General features: G+C 33.6%; 20 protein-coding genes and 1 pseudogene. 12 read left to right on the top strand and 9 right to left on the bottom strand.

Annotated features, from left to right (window positions below):
• Nucleotides 1-103 precede the first annotated feature (103 nt).
• Nucleotides 104-2,143, bottom strand: a complete 2,040-nt coding sequence (recG, locus tag OM962_RS06835; RefSeq protein ID WP_264331245.1) for an ATP-dependent DNA helicase RecG — start codon at nt 2,141-2,143, stop codon at nt 104-106.
• Between the two features lie 144 nt (nt 2,144-2,287).
• Between recG and OM962_RS06830 the strand changes: the two genes are divergently transcribed.
• Complete coding sequence (locus OM962_RS06830; protein WP_264331244.1) at nt 2,288-3,124, top strand: hypothetical protein; 837 nt, start codon at nt 2,288-2,290, stop codon at nt 3,122-3,124.
• A gap of 372 nt (nt 3,125-3,496) precedes the next feature.
• Here the strand turns inward: OM962_RS06830 and OM962_RS06825 are convergent, their stop codons facing one another.
• Nucleotides 3,497-3,745, bottom strand: a complete 249-nt coding sequence (locus OM962_RS06825; RefSeq protein WP_264331243.1) for a hypothetical protein — start codon at nt 3,743-3,745, stop codon at nt 3,497-3,499.
• Between the two features lie 397 nt (nt 3,746-4,142).
• Here OM962_RS06825 and OM962_RS06820 point away from each other — a divergent pair, with 397 nt between their 5' ends.
• The 4 genes and pseudogenes from OM962_RS06820 to OM962_RS07845 form a co-directional block, all read left to right on the top strand.
• Nucleotides 4,143-4,697: a hypothetical protein gene (locus OM962_RS06820; RefSeq protein WP_264331242.1), complete on the top strand. Its 555-nt coding sequence runs from the start codon at nt 4,143-4,145 to the stop codon at nt 4,695-4,697.
• Nucleotides 4,698-4,927: 230 nt separating this feature from the next.
• A complete protein-coding gene (mtaB, locus tag OM962_RS06815; RefSeq protein WP_264331241.1) occupies nt 4,928-6,154 on the top strand; it encodes a tRNA (N(6)-L-threonylcarbamoyladenosine(37)-C(2))-methylthiotransferase MtaB in 1,227 nt (408 codons plus the stop codon).
• A 58-nt stretch (nt 6,155-6,212) separates the two neighbouring features.
• Nucleotides 6,213-7,172, top strand: a complete 960-nt coding sequence (locus OM962_RS06810) for a P44/Msp2 family outer membrane protein (RefSeq protein ID WP_264331240.1) — start codon at nt 6,213-6,215, stop codon at nt 7,170-7,172.
• Between the two features lie 183 nt (nt 7,173-7,355).
• Nucleotides 7,356-7,512, top strand: a pseudogene (locus tag OM962_RS07845) (helix-turn-helix domain-containing protein); the annotation flags it as partial.
• Nucleotides 7,513-7,622: 110 nt separating this feature from the next.
• Here the strand turns inward: OM962_RS07845 and OM962_RS06805 are convergent.
• The 6 genes from OM962_RS06805 to OM962_RS06780 all read right to left on the bottom strand — a co-directional run bounded on the left by OM962_RS06805 (nt 7,623) and on the right by OM962_RS06780 (nt 11,389).
• Nucleotides 7,623-8,105 (bottom strand): IS630 family transposase, encoded by a 483-nt coding sequence (locus OM962_RS06805; protein WP_264330460.1) that lies wholly within the window; start codon nt 8,103-8,105, stop codon nt 7,623-7,625.
• Between the two features lie 28 nt (nt 8,106-8,133).
• Entirely contained in the window at nt 8,134-8,253 is a 120-nt protein-coding gene (locus tag OM962_RS06800) for a hypothetical protein (RefSeq protein WP_264330464.1), read from the bottom strand.
• Between the two features lie 47 nt (nt 8,254-8,300).
• The gene (locus tag OM962_RS06795; RefSeq protein ID WP_264330453.1) at nt 8,301-8,480 is read right to left on the bottom strand and encodes a transposase; all 180 of its coding nucleotides are present in this window, start codon (nt 8,478-8,480) and stop codon (nt 8,301-8,303) included.
• A gap of 155 nt (nt 8,481-8,635) precedes the next feature.
• On the bottom strand, nt 8,636-8,944 hold the full coding sequence (locus tag OM962_RS06790; RefSeq protein WP_264330510.1) for a transposase: 309 nt from the start codon (nt 8,942-8,944) through the stop codon (nt 8,636-8,638).
• A gap of 457 nt (nt 8,945-9,401) precedes the next feature.
• Nucleotides 9,402-10,916, bottom strand: a complete 1,515-nt coding sequence (gene secD / locus OM962_RS06785) for a protein translocase subunit SecD (protein ID WP_264331239.1) — start codon at nt 10,914-10,916, stop codon at nt 9,402-9,404.
• A 107-nt stretch (nt 10,917-11,023) separates the two neighbouring features.
• Nucleotides 11,024-11,389, bottom strand: a complete 366-nt coding sequence (locus tag OM962_RS06780; RefSeq protein ID WP_264331238.1) for a hypothetical protein — start codon at nt 11,387-11,389, stop codon at nt 11,024-11,026.
• Nucleotides 11,390-11,508: 119 nt separating this feature from the next.
• Between OM962_RS06780 and hemC the strand changes: the two genes are divergently transcribed.
• Both hemC and murB read left to right on the top strand, forming a co-directional pair.
• Nucleotides 11,509-12,387: a hydroxymethylbilane synthase gene (gene hemC, locus OM962_RS06775; RefSeq protein WP_264331237.1), complete on the top strand. Its 879-nt coding sequence runs from the start codon at nt 11,509-11,511 to the stop codon at nt 12,385-12,387.
• Nucleotides 12,378-13,262, top strand: a complete 885-nt coding sequence (murB, locus tag OM962_RS06770; protein WP_264331236.1) for a UDP-N-acetylmuramate dehydrogenase — start codon at nt 12,378-12,380, stop codon at nt 13,260-13,262. Before hemC ends, murB begins: the two co-directional genes overlap by 10 nt.
• Nucleotides 13,263-13,414: 152 nt before the next feature.
• Here the strand turns inward: murB and OM962_RS06765 are convergent, their stop codons facing one another.
• Nucleotides 13,415-13,816, bottom strand: a complete 402-nt coding sequence (locus OM962_RS06765; protein ID WP_264331235.1) for a hypothetical protein — start codon at nt 13,814-13,816, stop codon at nt 13,415-13,417.
• A 117-nt stretch (nt 13,817-13,933) separates the two neighbouring features.
• Here OM962_RS06765 and OM962_RS06760 point away from each other — a divergent pair, with 117 nt between their 5' ends.
• From OM962_RS06760 to OM962_RS06740, 5 genes are all read left to right on the top strand, one after another.
• Nucleotides 13,934-15,118, top strand: a complete 1,185-nt coding sequence (locus OM962_RS06760; protein WP_264331234.1) for a dicarboxylate/amino acid:cation symporter — start codon at nt 13,934-13,936, stop codon at nt 15,116-15,118.
• Nucleotides 15,115-15,705: an orotate phosphoribosyltransferase gene (gene pyrE, locus OM962_RS06755; protein ID WP_264331233.1), complete on the top strand. Its 591-nt coding sequence runs from the start codon at nt 15,115-15,117 to the stop codon at nt 15,703-15,705. The genes OM962_RS06760 and pyrE overlap by 4 nt, the downstream gene beginning before the upstream one ends.
• Nucleotides 15,706-16,223: 518 nt before the next feature.
• On the top strand, nt 16,224-16,403 hold the full coding sequence (locus tag OM962_RS06750; protein ID WP_264330453.1) for a transposase: 180 nt from the start codon (nt 16,224-16,226) through the stop codon (nt 16,401-16,403).
• Nucleotides 16,391-16,570: an IS630 transposase-related protein gene (locus OM962_RS06745; RefSeq protein WP_319606739.1), complete on the top strand. Its 180-nt coding sequence runs from the start codon at nt 16,391-16,393 to the stop codon at nt 16,568-16,570. The genes OM962_RS06750 and OM962_RS06745 overlap by 13 nt, the downstream gene beginning before the upstream one ends.
• A 10-nt stretch (nt 16,571-16,580) precedes the next feature.
• The gene (locus OM962_RS06740; RefSeq protein ID WP_319606738.1) at nt 16,581-17,081 is read left to right on the top strand and encodes an IS630 family transposase; all 501 of its coding nucleotides are present in this window, start codon (nt 16,581-16,583) and stop codon (nt 17,079-17,081) included.
• Nucleotides 17,082-17,121: the final 40 nt, after the last annotated feature.

Here is a 17,121-nt window from a genome sequence, read left to right as displayed (position 1 = left end):
ACTTCTTCTTCACTCTTATTTTTCCTTAACTTGACGCATATGGTTTGTTAAATACTCCCGTCTGTCAAGGAATTTCTACTCATGAGGGTTATGGCTTGAAAGATTACTGAAATTTTGAAAAATGTAGTCTACTTCTATATTCAAATATATCAAGCAGTAATTCAAAATTAGCTATTGTACCTTTTTCACTATTATATGCAAGGTTGAGCAATTCTCTGTCCTCATATAAATCAGCAAATTTAAACTCCATGCACCCTGATTGTTTTGTGCCTAGAATATCTCCGCTACCCCTCAGCATCATATCCTTTTCAGCAATATAAAATCCATCTTGTGACTCACACATAATCTTTAACTTTGAATACGAACTTTTACTGAGATTGTCATATAACAGTACACAAAAAGACGGTTTACTTCCTCGTCCTACTCTACCTCTTAACTGATGTAATTGCGATAACCCGAACTGCTCTGCATTCTCTATAATCATAATAGTTGCATCTGGTACATCTATACCAACTTCTATCACAGTAGTTGCAACAAGCAGAGAAAATTCATTCCTCTTGAAGGAAAACATCACTTGATCTTTCTGCTCTTGAGTTAGTTTTCCGTGTATTATTCCAACTCTATCAAAAAATGTCTTTTGTAGTTCCTGAAAGCGCATTTCTGCTGCGGCAATATTGAGTTCTTCGTTTTCTTCTATATATGGACAAATCCAATATGCTTTTTCGCCTCTATTTATAGCATCTTTCAGTCTTTGAATAATATCTGGTACTTTTTTAACGTTCATAATAACGGTTTTTATTGGCAATCTAGATTTTGGTTTTTCCCTTAAAATAGAACATTCAACATCACCATACATAGCTTGCTGCAAGGTTCTTGGAATGGGAGTTGCAGTAACAAAAAGTATATCGGTATTTTCTCCTTTTCCTACCAACCGATTCCTCTGCATCACTCCAAATCGCTGTTGTTCGTCTATGACTGCGAGTCCTAAATTTTTAAATGTAACGTTGGCTTGAAATAATGCATGAGTACCAATTACTATATTTAAAATACCACTTGCAAGTTCGTTCATAATAATCTTTCTTTCCTTGCGCGCAGTTTTACTGGTAAGCAAAGCAACTTTTATATCAGTACAAGATAGAGCTTCTTCGATCCAATTATAATGTTGCTCCGCTAAGATAGTAGTTGGTGCCATTAGAGCTGCTTGCATGTTATTTTCTACCACATTCAGCATCGTAAAGAGTGCAACTACAGTTTTGCCACTCCCAACGTCACCTTGTAGCAGACTTACCATACGGTATTTGGATTTTTGTCTTTCTGAGATTTCATCTATCGCTCGAATTTGATCATTTGTTAATTGGAACGGTAATTCATTTAAGACCTGCTCTTTGTATTTACTCAATATTATAAATTCCCTTCCTCCTTTTTTTACATGATTTTCCCTCGCAAGTTTTAGCGCCAACTGGTACGCAAATAGCTCATCATAAGCAAGTCTTTCTCTACAAACTTCTGCTTCTGTGAGTGAGCTCGGTCTGTGCAATCTTATGATGCTTTCTTTCCAATTCAGCCATTTCTTTTGCTTGATTAATGTTTCATCTATCCACTCTGGCAAATCAGGCAAATCTTTTAGATTAGAACTTATTATGTTTCTAATGCTCTTGTTAGTAATACCGCGACATAATTGGTAAATTGGCTCTATGCAGGCTATTTCTTTAAATAGATTGATATCAGACAACATGTAATCTGGGTGAGTAATTTGCCAATGTTCGGCAAACTTTTCAAGTTTACCACTGATTACTATATCTGTTCCAACTGGAAATAATTTATACAAATATTTAACTGAGTAATTAAAAAAAACTATAAATAAATACTGACTTTCACTTTCAACGATTATTTTATATGGCCTACCTCTAACAGTGGGGCGCTGGTGCTCATACACTTTTGCCACAAAAGTTGTAAATTCTCCCACTTGAGCATCAGGTAGTGATTTACTTCTATCCACATAACTGAGCGGCCTATAAAACAGCAAGTCCATTACTCTGTCTCCACCGCAAAGTTTAGGCAATATTGCGGAATGAAACTTTGGTATATTCTCAATTTTACTATTTAGAAAAGTCAGCACACTTGATTGTTCATCAACATTCATACTGTGTAAAACCGTTTATTCATAATAGAGCCTTACTAAAATCCTGTCACCCTATTATGACTGTCTATGTTAAGTATATTATTGACATATTAACTATTTTTATGTATTATTATACTATCAGCAATTCATATCAAAGTATTAACAATGAACAACTCTATACAGGAAAAAAAGGGAAATCCAGTAGTTACGCTAAAGGCTCAAGCGGAAAAGCTTGATTTTAGCAAATTAAGAGCTGGTAAAGGGAATGTGGGAGCAAACTCTGGTGAACAGATGCACTTGGACTTTCCAAGAATGAAGTTTATTATCAACAAAAAGGATATAGATCAAGCTTTTATTAATCAATTATATAAAAGACATGCTGGTTTAATTGGAAATGACGGAAATGGAAAGAAGAAATATCGCCAATTTGCAAAAGAAGTTTTTAAGGAAATATTTGAATATGCTGAAGCTCAAGTTCCAAGTGACTCTATCTTAGAGGAATTGGTTACCAATTGTAATCAAGCAGGATATGAGTTTATATATGCACCATTTATTGAAGCACTTAATAGCAAACATAAATTACATATGGATGTTAATAGTAGTAACGTTTGTAGAAGGGTACTAATTGACTGTGAAAAAAATTCAGATTCTGTGGGAGTCAGATATGATACTTCAATGATACCTATTCAAGTGTTGGGAGAAGAAGCCAGAGTATGTGATATATCGTTCTCACTAGAGTTCACACTTGAATCTCAAGATGGGAAAGATGATGTGATATATAAAGATAGCAAATTGTTACTTACTGTGCCCCGAAAATTGAGAGATTACACAATTGATGACAGAAATCTATTTGATATCATTAAAGAATATTTCTACAAATTTTGCGAGAAGTTAGGGTTCAAGTTTGAAGTAGAAATAGAGCATGATTTAGGTGATCCGATGAGCTACCTCGAAGAGGTAGCTCTGCCCATTCATAGCAATGAACATGAAAATACACCCTAAAACTAACAATTAAAATATCTCAAGTTCTGTTAGCTTATTTGCATAGTCAGTTGTACTAGACGCAACTTAATCTGACAGAAAAACTAATATCAATCTCTATTTTTGATGCTACTAATATTTTTCTAAAAAGCAATATGTTTGCTATCAAGAAAAGTCTGCATAGCAATATTTACCTAAATGAGGCCTTGTCTCAATTCCTAAATATAGCTGTGATTTTCTGGTTTATCATAGCCCATATCAGTCAAAATGCGCGATAATAGCACCATCAAAGAAAGATATATTAAAAAGATTAGCGGCAGTAATTGCAGTTTTGTCTGTTTGCCATATCAACTCTTGAGTAGGTATCAATAATAATGATAATCTATATATCTGCTATAAAACCTCGAGATCCGTAGAATAGGGCTGACTAAGGTTCTCATACATTCCTGTATGCTGAGAACATAAAAGCTCTTTTGATTCTATTCCTAAATCCTCAAGTATTTGCTCCTGTTCAGCTATAAGTTCTGATAGCCCTGTTCCACTTTCACTTACTTCACTTCGTTCAAGACACATAAGTTCTGTTAACTCTACTATTTCCTCTCTAGAAAGCTGATTTTTTTCAGAAAAAGTTGCTTCACTCATATGGTCCTCTTTTTGATATAAAGAGTATCTTATACAAGAGAATAACTAAAATAATCTAAACTCTTGTGTCATATTTGTAGCTTGGTGTAGTTATATGGTACATTTCAGATAAAAGTACTGATTACCTAATTGTAGGAGAAGACCTAGTCAAGATATAAAAAAGCAGTGGAATTGGGGGTGGTAAATTTTAGATGAAGATCAGTGGAATAAAGTGGTAAATTCAGAAGTGTCTGAATAACTGTGTGAACTAAGTTCGGAGGAGAATAGTATCAAGAAAGGAGAAAATTATGTGGTTTTACCTTTATTGATGTATTAATTGAGAAGATTTCTTAAAAGTTAATGTTTTGTTAGTTGTTTCATGCTAAAATAAGCATATATAAGTAATTAGGAAAATGTTATGCGGTCTAATTCCAATTCACTTAATAAATACGGATATGTATCTGATGCAAATGGATTGTCTCACCAACAAATGGGAATGTATGCTGATCTAGGAAGATATGAAGTTGCTGATGAAGATATGATGTACCAAAAAAACTATGGTATTATTGGTGATGGTTTAAAAAAAGTAACAAATCTGACTGGAAATACAGCAAAGAGTATAGCAGATTACCTTATTAAACCTGTTAGTGATCAGGTTGCAAAGCAAATTGTTGTTCCATTAGGAACAGAGATTATAAGTAAAATTGTCGTACCTATTACAAAGAAAGTTGCAGAACAAAATCGAGATATGATAAAAGAGCTAACAGATAAACTCATGGTTCGCGTGGAAGATTTTGCTCGGTTACAAATAGAAAAATTAAAAGAAGACGTGAAGCAAGAGATAACATCAATACCAGGTAAAGTTTTAGAGAAGATAAAACCTTCTTCGTGGCTTCCATGGAAAGCAGAAAGTTTGGATGAAGCTTATTCTGACACTTATGTACCAAATGATATAGATGGATTTGCATGGTAGAGCTTCAGGGTTTAGCAAGATGTTTTTTGGTTTATATTCGCTTGAGGTTAACATCATTGGCCTTAAGCCTTTTTTTCTAAGGAACATAATGTCAAAATGTTAAATGGTCTTACCGCATATCTGCAAATTCTCCCTGTGAGCTCCAACTCTAGCGATTCTGTTTAAGTCTACCAAAAAATAGTCATTTTGCTTGAATATTTGATATAATTTAGATCTATTAAAGCAAAAGCATGAATGAAGTAATAACATTTGGTTGTCGTCTAAATTTTTACGAGAGCGAATTAATCAAAGAAGCATTAAAAAAAGCAAAGAGAGAAAATGTTGTTGTGGTGCATAGCTGTGCAGTGACAAATGAAGCAGAACGTCAAGTAAAGCAAAAAATACGTAAGATCTATAAAAACGACCCAAGTAAAGAAATTATCGTAGTTGGCTGTGCCGTTCAATTAGATCCTAAATCATATAGTGATATTCCTGGTGTAAGTAAAGTGCTAGGTAATCAAGACAAGCTAAGAGCTGAAAATTATCTACTAAATAATGATGAAATCTTAGTTAGTGATAACCAAGTAGAACCTATTCTCATTAATAGATTTGAAGATAAATCAAGGGCGTTTATTGAAATTCAAAATGGTTGTAATCATAGCTGTACATTTTGCTCAATTACTGAGGCAAGAGGGAATAATCGATCTGTGCCAGTAAACAATATTATAGAGCAAATTAAGATTTTTATAGAAAATGGGTATCAAGAAGTGGTGTTTACAGGTGTTGATATTACTGATTTTGGTACAGATTTGTTTGGTAAGCAATCACTTGGTTCAATGATTAGAAGAGTTTTAAAGGATATACCACAGTTAAAGAGACTAAGACTTTCCTCTATTGATGTTGCTGAAGTTGATGATGAACTAATGGATTTAATAGCTAATGAGTCAAGACTTATGCCTCACTTACACTTGAGTCTACAGTCTGGTAATAATTTAATACTAAAGAGAATGAAACGTCGTCACAATAGAGAACAAGTGATAGAATTTTATCATAAAATGAAGAGCTTGAGGCCTAATATAGCATTTGGCGCTGATATTATTGCTGGATTTCCAACAGAAACTGATGAAATGTTTGAGGATACAGTTGATTTACTGAAAAAAATAAATGTAGTTTATCTACATGCTTTTCCATATTCAGAGCGGAAGAATACACCTGCTGCACGAATGCCACAAATACCAGAGAATGTGCGTAAAGAACGAGTAAAGCATCTAAGAGAAATAAATAAAGAAATGATGAGCAGTTTTTATCAATCTTTGCTCGGCACTGAGCAAAGCGTTTTGGTTGAGCAGAATAATATTGGTAGAACAGAAAATTTTGCATTAATAAAACTTACATCAAGAGTTCAAGCTAAAAGTATTGTGAAAGCTCATGTTAAAGGAATAGAAAATAATTGTTTAATTGGAAATATTATTTCTTAATTTTGTACATTAAAGGAATATATGATATAGTAATCATACTATAAGTGATAATTCATTTATGATAACTAGAATATCTATTGCTTTATTTTTCATCTTCATTCCATGTGTCTATTTTTTTATTACTTATATCAGTAACAATACACACATTGAGCAAATACAACCCTTAAAACTAGAAACAGACAATAATGAAAATGTGATATATTCTGAAGAAGTTACTGAAAAAAAAATACTAATTAATGATTTAAAATATCAAAAGCCTGAAAATAGTTCTGTTGAACAACCTTCTGTTGTTCAAATAACTGATCAGAAAAATATGTGGCCAAGTATTGCAGATCAAACTGAACCTACAAAGGAAAAATCAAAAAAACTTGATTTCTATGTTAGTGCTAACGGTGGTAAGATATGCCATGATAATTCAGAAACATTTGTAAAGGGTATAAAGGCAATAGGAGAAAGGTTTATTAATTTAATCAATACAGCTAATACTAATCTTTCTTTGCAAGAAAAATTAGTATCAGTGTTCATCAAAGCGGGATTAGTGGATGAAATTCAGAGTATAAAAAAATTTAACGGCAAAATTGATTTCCAGTGGCTTAGGAGCGTATCTTTAGGTTACTATGCTGGGGAAAATGGCCGAGTTGATTTTGAAGCTATGTATTCTACAGCCAATATTGAAGATAGTAATTCTCCTCCGGTATTTGAGAAATCAGCAAGCGTGTTTGGATTTTTATTAAACTTCTATTATAACTCCAGCATTCAAGATACACAATTTGCTCCGTACATTGGTCTTGGTATAGGGCCAACAGTTTTTAGATTAAAAAAGATTAATGGGTCACCAGAAAATTCAATGCCACTGAATGTTCCTTGGTTTGCTTATCAAATAAAGCTTGGTGTTAATTATTTAATAATCCCAGAAGTTAAAACCTTTTTCGGCTATCGTTACTTTAGTATCCCAATACCTATTGCAGATGATATATCCACTCATAGTATTGAAGTTGGTTTGATGTTTAATTTCTAGTAATAATATCTGTTCAAGGGCATCTGAAGCAAAAGTGGTCAGTGCTTGCCATTAGACTTCTTGGATAACTTAAGAAACAAGTAGTAGAAGCAATATTAGGGAAGGTATAAATTTTGAGCAGGTAAGTAAACTTGATGAAGAGAAGCTTCGAAGACTAAGAGGAGTAAAAGGAAAAACATTGGAAAAATAATAGAAATTTTAATAGAGGAAGAGGCCAAGAAAAAGGCAAGAGGAGGAAAACCAAATAAATAATGCATATTTATTAATAGCACTCGAATATTTGTGTAAATACCGTACATATTTCCATATAGCGCAAAGCTATGGAATAAGTGAAAGTTCTTGCTAACAGCTGAATAGAAGATGCATTGATAAAACATCCAGATTTCAGGAAGATAAAGAGCTATTAAAGTCAAATGTAGAATACGAGATTTTAGTAATATATAGTATTTTCTAAAATGGATGATAAAGTTCCATTATGGTATTACCAACCAAAAGCTGTAAGTCTGTATATTTATACATGAGAGGTCTGAGGCGGCTTTTGATGGTATGCCAACAGTATTCTATAGGATTCAAATCTGGTGAATATGTTGGAAGATACAGCAAATGACAGCCAAAAGACTCTATTAATGATTTTGTTTTAGTGGTCTTATGAAATGTAGCATTATCCATAACTATAGTTGTGCCAAGTGGCAATTTAGGTAATAACATCTTCTCCAACCATGTATTGAATACCTCTTTGTCACACCCACCTTTGAAAGTCATTGGTGCAATAAATCTCTTTCCAATCCACCCGGCTACTATACTGATTCTCTCTCGAGTTCTCCCTGGAATATCTGCATAAATTTTCTTTCCTCTTGGAGCGCGTCCATATTCTCGGTATAACTTATTATCAACTCCTGCTTCATCTATATATAAGATGCTGGAATGGTCTATTTTTGAGATTTTATCAATAAATTGCTCCCTATCTTCTTGATTGCGCTCTTGATATAGTGTGACTTTTTTTTAAAGTAATTTTTAGCTGTTTTAGTCTATACCAAATTGAGTTTATTCCAAATCCAAGATTTTGTTTCATCTCTGCCAGAGTATGATCTGGATTCTTTGTAACATATTCTTCGAGTATTTTGGGGTCTATTTTTCGAATAAAGCTACCGTTTTAGATGGCTTGAGGCTTTCACCAGCAGCTTTCTTTTTTAACCAACGGTACAGAGTTGCTATTCCTATCTCCATAAGCTCTGCTACCTCAACCTTTGTCTTACCTTTTTCTATCATCAATACTGCCTTTTCCCTTAAATCCACACTATATGCCATTATAACTCAAATACTTTATTATACCTTTATCATTTACTTTAGGAAATACTATAGCTAACCGAAGTAAGATTTGCCTGAGCACTAAAAAACAAAATCAATAGCCGAATTAATATTGGGCCAAAAGGTTTGTGGAGCCTTTCTTATGGCGTGCTTGATCAGAACTTCTCAATCGGATTTAAATCTGGCGAGTATGGAGGCAAGAACAAAATTTTACACCCAATATTTTCTATCAAATTTTTTGTCCTTGCAGATTTATAAAAGCTCGCATTGTCGAGAACAATAGTCTGTCCAGGTTTAAATACAGGAACAAGTACATTTTCTACATAAGCATCAAAAATCTCACTATTGCAGTAGCCATCAATTATCCATGGTGCTTTAACTTTTCCTTCATTCAGTGCTCCAATTATGCTTACCCTCTTTCTTTTAAACCCTGGGCAAATAACCTCTTGCCTCTTTGAGAACACCCATATTCATAAAATTCATTGTCCTCTATTCCAGACTCATCTATGTATATCAAGTTTTCTTTATTTATTTCTTCTACTTTTTTATGAACTCTTTGCGTTTCTCTTTCTCGATAAAGAAAAGTTTTTTTTATATGTATAGTTTACTTTGCTAAGGTAGTTATATACTGTGTTTCTACACATATTACCAAATTCTTCAATTATCTTTTCAATTCTAATATCCATCCAGAAATTTGATAAATCTATCCATATCTTTAATCTTATGGCCATATCCTTTGTGATAGCCTGAAGATGGTTTCTTTTTTCCTTTTCCTCCACAAATATATTGTTTTTATGCTTACTAAATTGGTGAGCATGTTACAACGTTTTTGACGACGAAAAGACTGGATAGCTACTTGCATGACAACCATTTAGTTGTCTTTTCTCGTCTATCTTATTTTGTCACTCTTCTGAACAGATACTAAAGTACTAGCTTTTGTGGGTTGATGCACAATTCTATCAGAAGTTTTGTGACTATAATTGCAGAAAACATCGAGCATAAAACTCCTATCGATAAAGTGATAGAAAATCCTCTAATTGCTCCGCTACCAATAATGAACATTATTCCCGCAGCAATTAGTGTAGTGAGGTTTGAATCAAGAATTGTTTTTATTGCGTTTTTAAATCCTTCGTCAATGGCACGAGCTGTTCTTTTTCCTGCTCTTATTTCTTCGCGAATGCGTTCAAATATTAAAACATTTGCATCTACCGACATGCCAACAGTTAGTGCAATTCCAGCAATTCCAGGGAGAGTAAGAGTTGCTTCAAGTAAGGTAAGAATGAGTAGTATAGAGATTACATTAAAAACGAGTGCAACAGACGCTAACAAGCCTAATTTGCCGTAAGTAATGATTATAGATAAACCAACGGCTATGATAGAGATTATTGCTGCAATTTCTCCTGCTTTTATTGACTCTTCTCCAAGGCTTGGACCAATGTTTTTTTCTTCAATTATTTTAAGTGGTGCAGGTAGTGCACCTGATTTTAAAAGTATTGCAAGTTCACTCGCTTGTTTTTCAGTGAAATTACCGCTAATTTCTCCCTCTCCATTTAGAATAGGTTCACGTATTGTTGGTACAGTTAAGACTGTGTTATCTAAAACAATTGCAAAAGGCTTTCCTACATTTTCTTTAGTAATTTTTGCAAATTTTTTGCTTGCTATGCTGTCGAATTTGAAATGTACTGTTGATTTACCTAAATTGCCAAATCTAACTGATGCGTTAACTAATGAATCACCGCCTATTTCAGTTTTGCGGAATATCGGGTAGGAATTACCCAAAGAATCTTTGAGCATTACAGTAGTTTCATGGTCTATATCTTGCAACTTTTCTATGTTAGTATTTGCCAAATGAAAAGCTAGCTTAGCTGTTTTGCCAAGCAGAGATTTTATCTGCTGAGTATCTTCTACTCCAGGAACTTGAACTAATATCTTATTTTGCCCTTGTTTTTGTACACTTACTTCCTTTGTACCAAGCTTATCTAAGCGCCTTTGGACATTAATTATTGACTCTGAAACTACCTCATTGATTAATGAATTCTTATAATGCGGTTTATATGAAATGAAAATTGCAGTATTTTTTCTACTCAATTCTAAATTTGGGTTTATTTTATGTATTAACGTTGAAACTTTTTTGTAATCATCAATATTATTTAAAGTTACAACCACTTGTTTATCGTTCTTTGCGCTAAATTCAATCTTTTGTGTTAACAGACCTTCTTTTATTTCATCGGTTAGCATGCTTAGTTTCTCTTTGAAGTAAAAATCTAAGTCTACGTTTAGGAGTATAGATGATCCACCTTTCAGGTCGAGCCCTAGATTTATCCTCTTTTTTGAGGTGAGAAACTTATTATCAAAGAAGTTTGGCAGTATTATATATAAAGATAGCAAAAAAATTAGCAATACTGAAAGAGATTTAACTGTGAACTTGTTTAGCATAAATTTAAACTATACTTAGGTACAGTGTAAACTGAATGGTTGCTAATCACAAGCACCTAAATGAAAAGGTCCGTGAAAGATAAAAAACAAGCCTAGAACCAATATCTCTATAATTGATTTTGTTCTTCTAGAACATCATTTATTGAAGCAGTATAAACACATGTATTAGGTTCAGAGTTGGCTCTCAGATTCTCTGTTTGTTTGTTTTGTCTAATTTTGTCAATTGCAAGGTAAGTGCATAAACCAAGTGTTAAGAAAATAACTATGCTAAGTGGTATGTGATTAGCAAGAAATTTACTATAACTTGAATCTTTCCAACCGAGAGGACTAGATAGAGAGGGGTGAGAGAAAAATCTGGGAATTGCTAATACTGCACTTAATGCTGTTAGAATAATAGCGACAGTGGCACCTACAAGAGGTAAAATATTCTTTTTATTAAATCTGCCATTAGAATCTTTTAAAATATCAAACATACATACTCCTCGATTACTAAATGTTCGTGATACTAAGGGCTAATTGTAAAATGTTCAATAACTAAATTGGAGATAATAAAAAATGGGCATAGAATATAGACATATAATATGAAGGATATATGCTAGTTAAAATAGGTACGAGAGGAAGCGACCTTGCGATCATCCAAGCTTTGGAAGCAAAACAAAGGTTATTAGAGTCTTTTCCTAATCTATCCGTTGAGATCATTAAAATCAAAACTTCTGGTGATAAATATGCTAATGTAACCCTTGCTGAAATAGGAGGTAAAGGACTGTTCCTCAGGGAGATTGAGGCTGAATTACTCAAAAATAATATAGATATGGCGGTTCATTCGCTAAAAGATGTACCTGCGTTTTTCTCGAAGGACTTAACAATTCCTTGTGTTTTAGAGAGGCTAAGTCCATGTGATGTATTTATTTCTCATAAATATAAGAGCCTAAAAACTTTGCCACAGCAGGCTACAATTGCAACTTCTTCAATAAGAAGAAAAGTTCAGCTACTAAATCTCAGGCCAGACTTAAATGTAGTGACACTGCGTGGAAATGTGACAACTAGACTGCAAAATCAGAATTTTGATGGAATGATTTTAGCCGAAGCAGGACTGATAAGATTAAAAAAACACCATTTAATTACAGAAGTATTATCACCAAAAGTCATGTTAAACGCAGTAGGGCAGGGGGCAATTTGCATTCAATGCCGAAAGAATGATATAAAAGTTATCGATCTTTTAGAGAAAATTAATAATAATATGTCTTTTATAAGGGCAAAATCAGAGCGCAGTTTCATGAAGACAGTAAATGGTTCATGCTTTACGCCGCTTGCAGCTTTAGCAGAATATGTGAGTGAAAACATGCTGAATCTTTGTTGTATGTTAGCAGATGAGAAAGGTATATACTTCACTGAGCGTACTTCGTTTGTAGAAGATGCCGAAAAAATGGGTATGGATGCAGGATTAGAGTTAAAATCAAAATGCTTATAAGCTTACCTAAAGTATGTGGAATCTACCGTTATAATGTTTCAATGTCTAAAATGACTTGGTTAAATGTTGGTGGCCAAGCTGATGTACTATTTAAGCCACGTGACGTTGAAGATCTAATGTGCTTGATAAAAGATACTGAGTTACCAATTAGCATTATCGGTGCAACATCTAACATAATAGTGCAAGATAGTGGCATTCGAGGAATAACGGTGAAATTAGGTAAGGAATTTGCATATATTAAATGTAAAGATAATAGCTCCATCGTTGCAGGTGGTGCTGCACTGCTTAGTAACCTTGCCTACTTTGCAGGGGAACAGCAAATTAGTGGGCTTGAGTTTCTTGCTGGAATTCCAGGAACAGTTGGCGGTGGAATAGAAATGAATGCAGGTGCATATGGTAGTGATATTGCGAGTGTTGTAAAATTTATAAGGGCAGTGAATCTAGAAGATGGAAATTTATATGAATTTTCCAGTGAAGAAATGGGATATTTTTATCGTGGACATAGTCTAAAAGGCAGGTGGATTTTTATTGAAGCTGAATTTAAAGGAGTAAGTTCAGAGTATGAGCTTATATTGCAAAGATTGAAAGAAGTTATTGATAAAAAAAATAAAAGCCAACCAGTAAGAGGAAAAACTGCTGGCTGTATATTCAAAAATCCAATAGGCTGCAAGGCATGGAAACTGATTGATGAATCTGGCTGCCGAGGATTAGATAATGGTGTAGCTAAAATTTCTAAGAAACATTGTAATTTTCTGCTCAATTACAATAATGCAACTGCACTTGACTTAGAAAACCTTGGCAACAGAGTACAAAATGCAGTAAAAGATAAATTTAATGTTGAGCTTGAGTGGGAGATAAGGGTTTTGGGTAGGTAACTTCTAATCTCCTCTAATATGACCTACGTAAATTGAGTACCTCAATTTACGTCCAAGATATATTATTTTGCGAGTCTTATTACGCTTCTCTTGAGGAAAAGCATTCTTTTATTTTTTCAATTACCGGTTCTATGATGTAGTGATTTATTTTCTTAATCATAGGTTCTACAAGCATATTTCCAACAATAAGGCCTGTAATTGGGGCAATAATTCCTATTGTCGCACCCATCAAAACTGCTGATCCTGTATTTAACATTACACCAGGAAAAAATAGCACCTATAGCTGCACCAAGACCAATCCCGATTGCAGTGCTAGTAACGCCCATACAAAATATAGGGAAAATGCATTCTCGATTTACTTTATCTTCCTTATGATCACAATATGTAAGGTATGCGATAGATAATATTGTAGAAACAGCAGCAATAATTCCACCTATAATGGAAGGTGATAAAACTGCGAAACTTGGGCCAAGACCTACAAGCACTCCTATTGCAATATTCATTCCCATTAATATTCCAACAAGGATTAACTCTTCTTTAGTTTTTTTATCCATACCCCTCCTTAACACTTAATTATAATAAAATGTTACTCATCTTTACCTAACCTGTAAAGTTATCTTAACCTAATTCCAAAAATTATTGTATAATATCATTTTGAGGTTTTATTTTCAATGCGCAAACTTGCAATATTCTTTTCTATACTGTTTGCGGTAATTGCTTACTATTTAAACAATGAAGTGATATTTGAAGTAGCAAGGCTACTTAGTGATATATTCATCAGTTTATTGAAATTGATTAGCTTACCTTTAGTTTTTCTATCTATCGTGTCCACAATTTCGGGACTTAAAGACTCAATTGAAATTAAAGTATTACTTAAGAAGACACTGTTTTATACGCTGCTTACAACCATTATAGCTGCATTTGTTGCGCTATCTTTCTATTTATTCATAGATCCAGTAAGAAAAAATTTCATAAGTAACACAATAGAAAGTGTGAGTGACAGCAACCACAATTACTTTTCATACTTAAAATCACTCATTCCTTCGAATTTTGTGCAAGTTTTTCTTGAAAATAATGTTATTGGCAGCATATTGATTGCTTTTTTGATGGGTGGAGCTATTATTTCGCTCTCAAAAGAAAAACAGAATATATTACACCAAATATTCTCTGCACTGTTTGATACACTTCTTAAAATTGCTCAAGGGTTATTAAAGTTTATTCCTCTTGCTGTATGGTCTTTTATCACATGTTTTTTATACGAGTTAAAAGGTGGCAGCGAATTCCATAGTCTTTTTTGGTATTTTGCTTGCATAATGTCTGCAAATTTCATGCAAGCATTTGTGATTTTGCCACTACTCATGTGGTATAAAGGTATATCACCAATTCAAACGATGAAAGGTGTTATGCCAGCACTTACACTTGCGTTTTTTTCTAAATCATCTAGTGCAACGCTGCCTACAACTATAGAATGTGTGCAAAATCAGCTAAAGGTACCAAAGAAATTGTCATCTTTTATTCTACCAATATGCACAACAGTCAATATGAATGCGTGTGCTGCATTTATTTTAATCACAGTGATGTTTGTTGCAGAGATGAATGGGCACACATTTTCCTTAAGTGAGATGTTCATATGGATTTTTTTAGCTACAGGAGCTGCAATTGGTAACGCTGGAGTGCCGATGGGGTGCTATTTTATGGCAACTAGTTATTTGGTATCAATGAATGTTCCTTTGTACATTATGGGATTGATTTTGCCTATTTATACAATCATTGATATGTTTGAAACTGCAATAAATGTGTGGTCTGATATCTGTATAACACAGATAATTAATAAAGAATTTAAAACTCAAGAATGATATTAGATAATACAATAATAAAAGAATTTGAAGAGGCTGGTGCGATTTTGCACGGACATTTTGTACTCTCATCAGGGCTGCACAGCAACACTTACATACAATGCGCTAAAATTTTTGAAAATCCAAGCAGAGCAATGAACGTTTGTGAGCTATTGGCGAATAAAATAAGAAAAGAGCTTATTGAACCCATAGATTTAATACTATCTCCTGCAATTGGTGGAATAATCGTGGGTTATGAGATTGGTAGACAGCTTGGAATAAGAACAATATTTTGCGAACGTGTTAATGGTAAGTTTGAATTACGCCGTGGATTTGAGATTAAACAAGGTGAGAAAATATTACTAATTGAAGATGTGATTACCACAGGTAAATCTTTACTTGAAGCAGTAAAATGTGCAGAAGAGAAGGGAGGTAAAGTTGTTGCTGGAGCTTCTTTGATCAAGAGAAATAGTGAAACAAAACTACCTTTTCCTATCATATCTTTGATTGAACTAAATATCAAAAACTATAGCGAGGAAGAACTGCCAAGTGAATTAAAACAATTACCCATAATGAAACCTGGGAGTAGAGGATATTTAACAAAGTAATTCTATATATGGCTAAAGTGATTCAGTAACTTTTACGTGTTATATGTTGATCTTTTTGCATCAAAGTTAGATATTACAGTTTATTTTCCTGTATTCGTTCAACAGAATGGTAAAATAAGATAGACAAATAAAGATATAAAGTAAAAACAATAATAGGTGTCATTCCAGCGCGTGACGATATAATCCAGAAAGGAACAATGGATCCCAGTGTCTGAGCACTGGGATGACAAGGTAGGAAGCACTGGGATGAAACCTTTTTGCTTCAATATTTTGCACAGTAGCTATGCAACTTAACAGATACTTTTCTCTTCATTTATCCTCAGGTTTTTATGGGTTAAAAAAAACATAAAAACCTTATATAAAACCCCTGTTGTGATTAAAAATACACTAAATCTTGGTTTTCACATATTTCATCTTGTGCAGCAAAAGACAATAATTTTGCGCTCTCAAGGAAACTTTTTGTACTATAGTATTTCCTAAAGTAAATGATAAAGGTATAATAAAGTATTTGAGTTATAATGGCATATAGTGTGGATTTAAGGGAAAAGGCAGTATTGATGATAGAAAAAGGTAAGACAAAGGTTGAGGTAGCAGAGCTTATGGAGATAGGAATAGCAACTCTGTACCGTTGGTTAAAAAAGAAAGCTGCTGGTGAAAGCCTCAAGCCATCTAAAACGGTAGCTTTATTCGAAAAATAGACCCCAAAATACTCGAAGAATATGTTACAAAGAATCCAGATCATACTCTGGCAGAGATGAAACAAAATCTTGGATTTGGAATAAACTCAATTTGGTATAGACTAAAACAGCTAAAAATTACTTTAAAAAAAAGTCACACTATATCAAGAGCGCAATCAAGAAGATAGGGAGCAATTTATTGATAAAATCTCAAAAATAGACCATTCCAGCATCTTATATATAGATGAAGCAGGAGTTGATAATAAGTTATACCGAGAATATGGACGCGCTCCAAGAGGAAAGAAAATTTATGCAGATATTCCAGGGAGAACTCGAGAGAGAATCAGTATAGTAGCCGGGTGGATTGGAAAGAGATTTATTGCACCAATGACTTTCAAAGGTGGGTGTGACAAAGAGGTATTCAATACATGGTTGGAGAAGATGTTATTACCTAAATTGCCACTTGGCACAACTATAGTTATGGATAATGCTACATTTCATAAGACCACTAAAACAAAATCATTAATAGAGTCTTTTGGCTGTCATTTGCTGTATCTTCCAACATATTCACCAGATTTGAATCCTATAGAATACTGTTGGCATACCATCAAAAGCCGCCTCAGACCTCTCATGTATAAATATACAGACTTACAGCTTTTGGTTGGTAATACCATAATGGAACTTTATCATCCATTTTAGAAAATACTATAGTTTTCAATTCTTCTATCAGTTAATTAAT

It is taken from the genome of Wolbachia endosymbiont (group B) of Erebia ligea, from assembly GCF_947179575.1.
GTDB lineage: Bacteria > Pseudomonadota > Alphaproteobacteria > Rickettsiales > Anaplasmataceae > Wolbachia > Wolbachia pipientis_C.
The sequence above is the reverse complement of the archived record's forward strand: the minus strand, read 5'-3'. Positions and strand labels throughout refer to the sequence as shown.

Bases quoted from the DNA above. Each gene is read 5' to 3' on its own strand.
- recG (WP_264331245.1), bottom strand. From the start codon at position 2,143: ATGAATGTTGATGAACAATCAAGTGTGCTGACTTTTCTAAATAGTAAA.
- OM962_RS06830 (WP_264331244.1), top strand. From the start codon at position 2,288: ATGAACAACTCTATACAGGAAAAAAAGGGAAATCCAGTAGTTACGCTA.
- OM962_RS06825 (WP_264331243.1), bottom strand. From the start codon at position 3,745: ATGAGTGAAGCAACTTTTTCTGAAAAAAATCAGCTTTCTAGAGAGGAA.
- OM962_RS06820 (WP_264331242.1), top strand. From the start codon at position 4,143: ATGCGGTCTAATTCCAATTCACTTAATAAATACGGATATGTATCTGAT.
- mtaB (WP_264331241.1), top strand. From the start codon at position 4,928: ATGAATGAAGTAATAACATTTGGTTGTCGTCTAAATTTTTACGAGAGC.
- OM962_RS06810 (WP_264331240.1), top strand. From the start codon at position 6,213: ATGATAACTAGAATATCTATTGCTTTATTTTTCATCTTCATTCCATGT.
- OM962_RS06795 (WP_264330453.1), bottom strand. From the start codon at position 8,480: ATGGCATATAGTGTGGATTTAAGGGAAAAGGCAGTATTGATGATAGAA.
- secD (WP_264331239.1), bottom strand. From the start codon at position 10,916: ATGCTAAACAAGTTCACAGTTAAATCTCTTTCAGTATTGCTAATTTTT.
- OM962_RS06780 (WP_264331238.1), bottom strand. From the start codon at position 11,389: ATGTTTGATATTTTAAAAGATTCTAATGGCAGATTTAATAAAAAGAAT.
- hemC (WP_264331237.1), top strand. From the start codon at position 11,509: ATGCTAGTTAAAATAGGTACGAGAGGAAGCGACCTTGCGATCATCCAA.
- murB (WP_264331236.1), top strand. From the start codon at position 12,378: ATGCTTATAAGCTTACCTAAAGTATGTGGAATCTACCGTTATAATGTT.
- OM962_RS06765 (WP_264331235.1), bottom strand. From the start codon at position 13,816: ATGGATAAAAAAACTAAAGAAGAGTTAATCCTTGTTGGAATATTAATG.
- OM962_RS06760 (WP_264331234.1), top strand. From the start codon at position 13,934: ATGCGCAAACTTGCAATATTCTTTTCTATACTGTTTGCGGTAATTGCT.
- pyrE (WP_264331233.1), top strand. From the start codon at position 15,115: ATGATATTAGATAATACAATAATAAAAGAATTTGAAGAGGCTGGTGCG.
- OM962_RS06750 (WP_264330453.1), top strand. From the start codon at position 16,224: ATGGCATATAGTGTGGATTTAAGGGAAAAGGCAGTATTGATGATAGAA.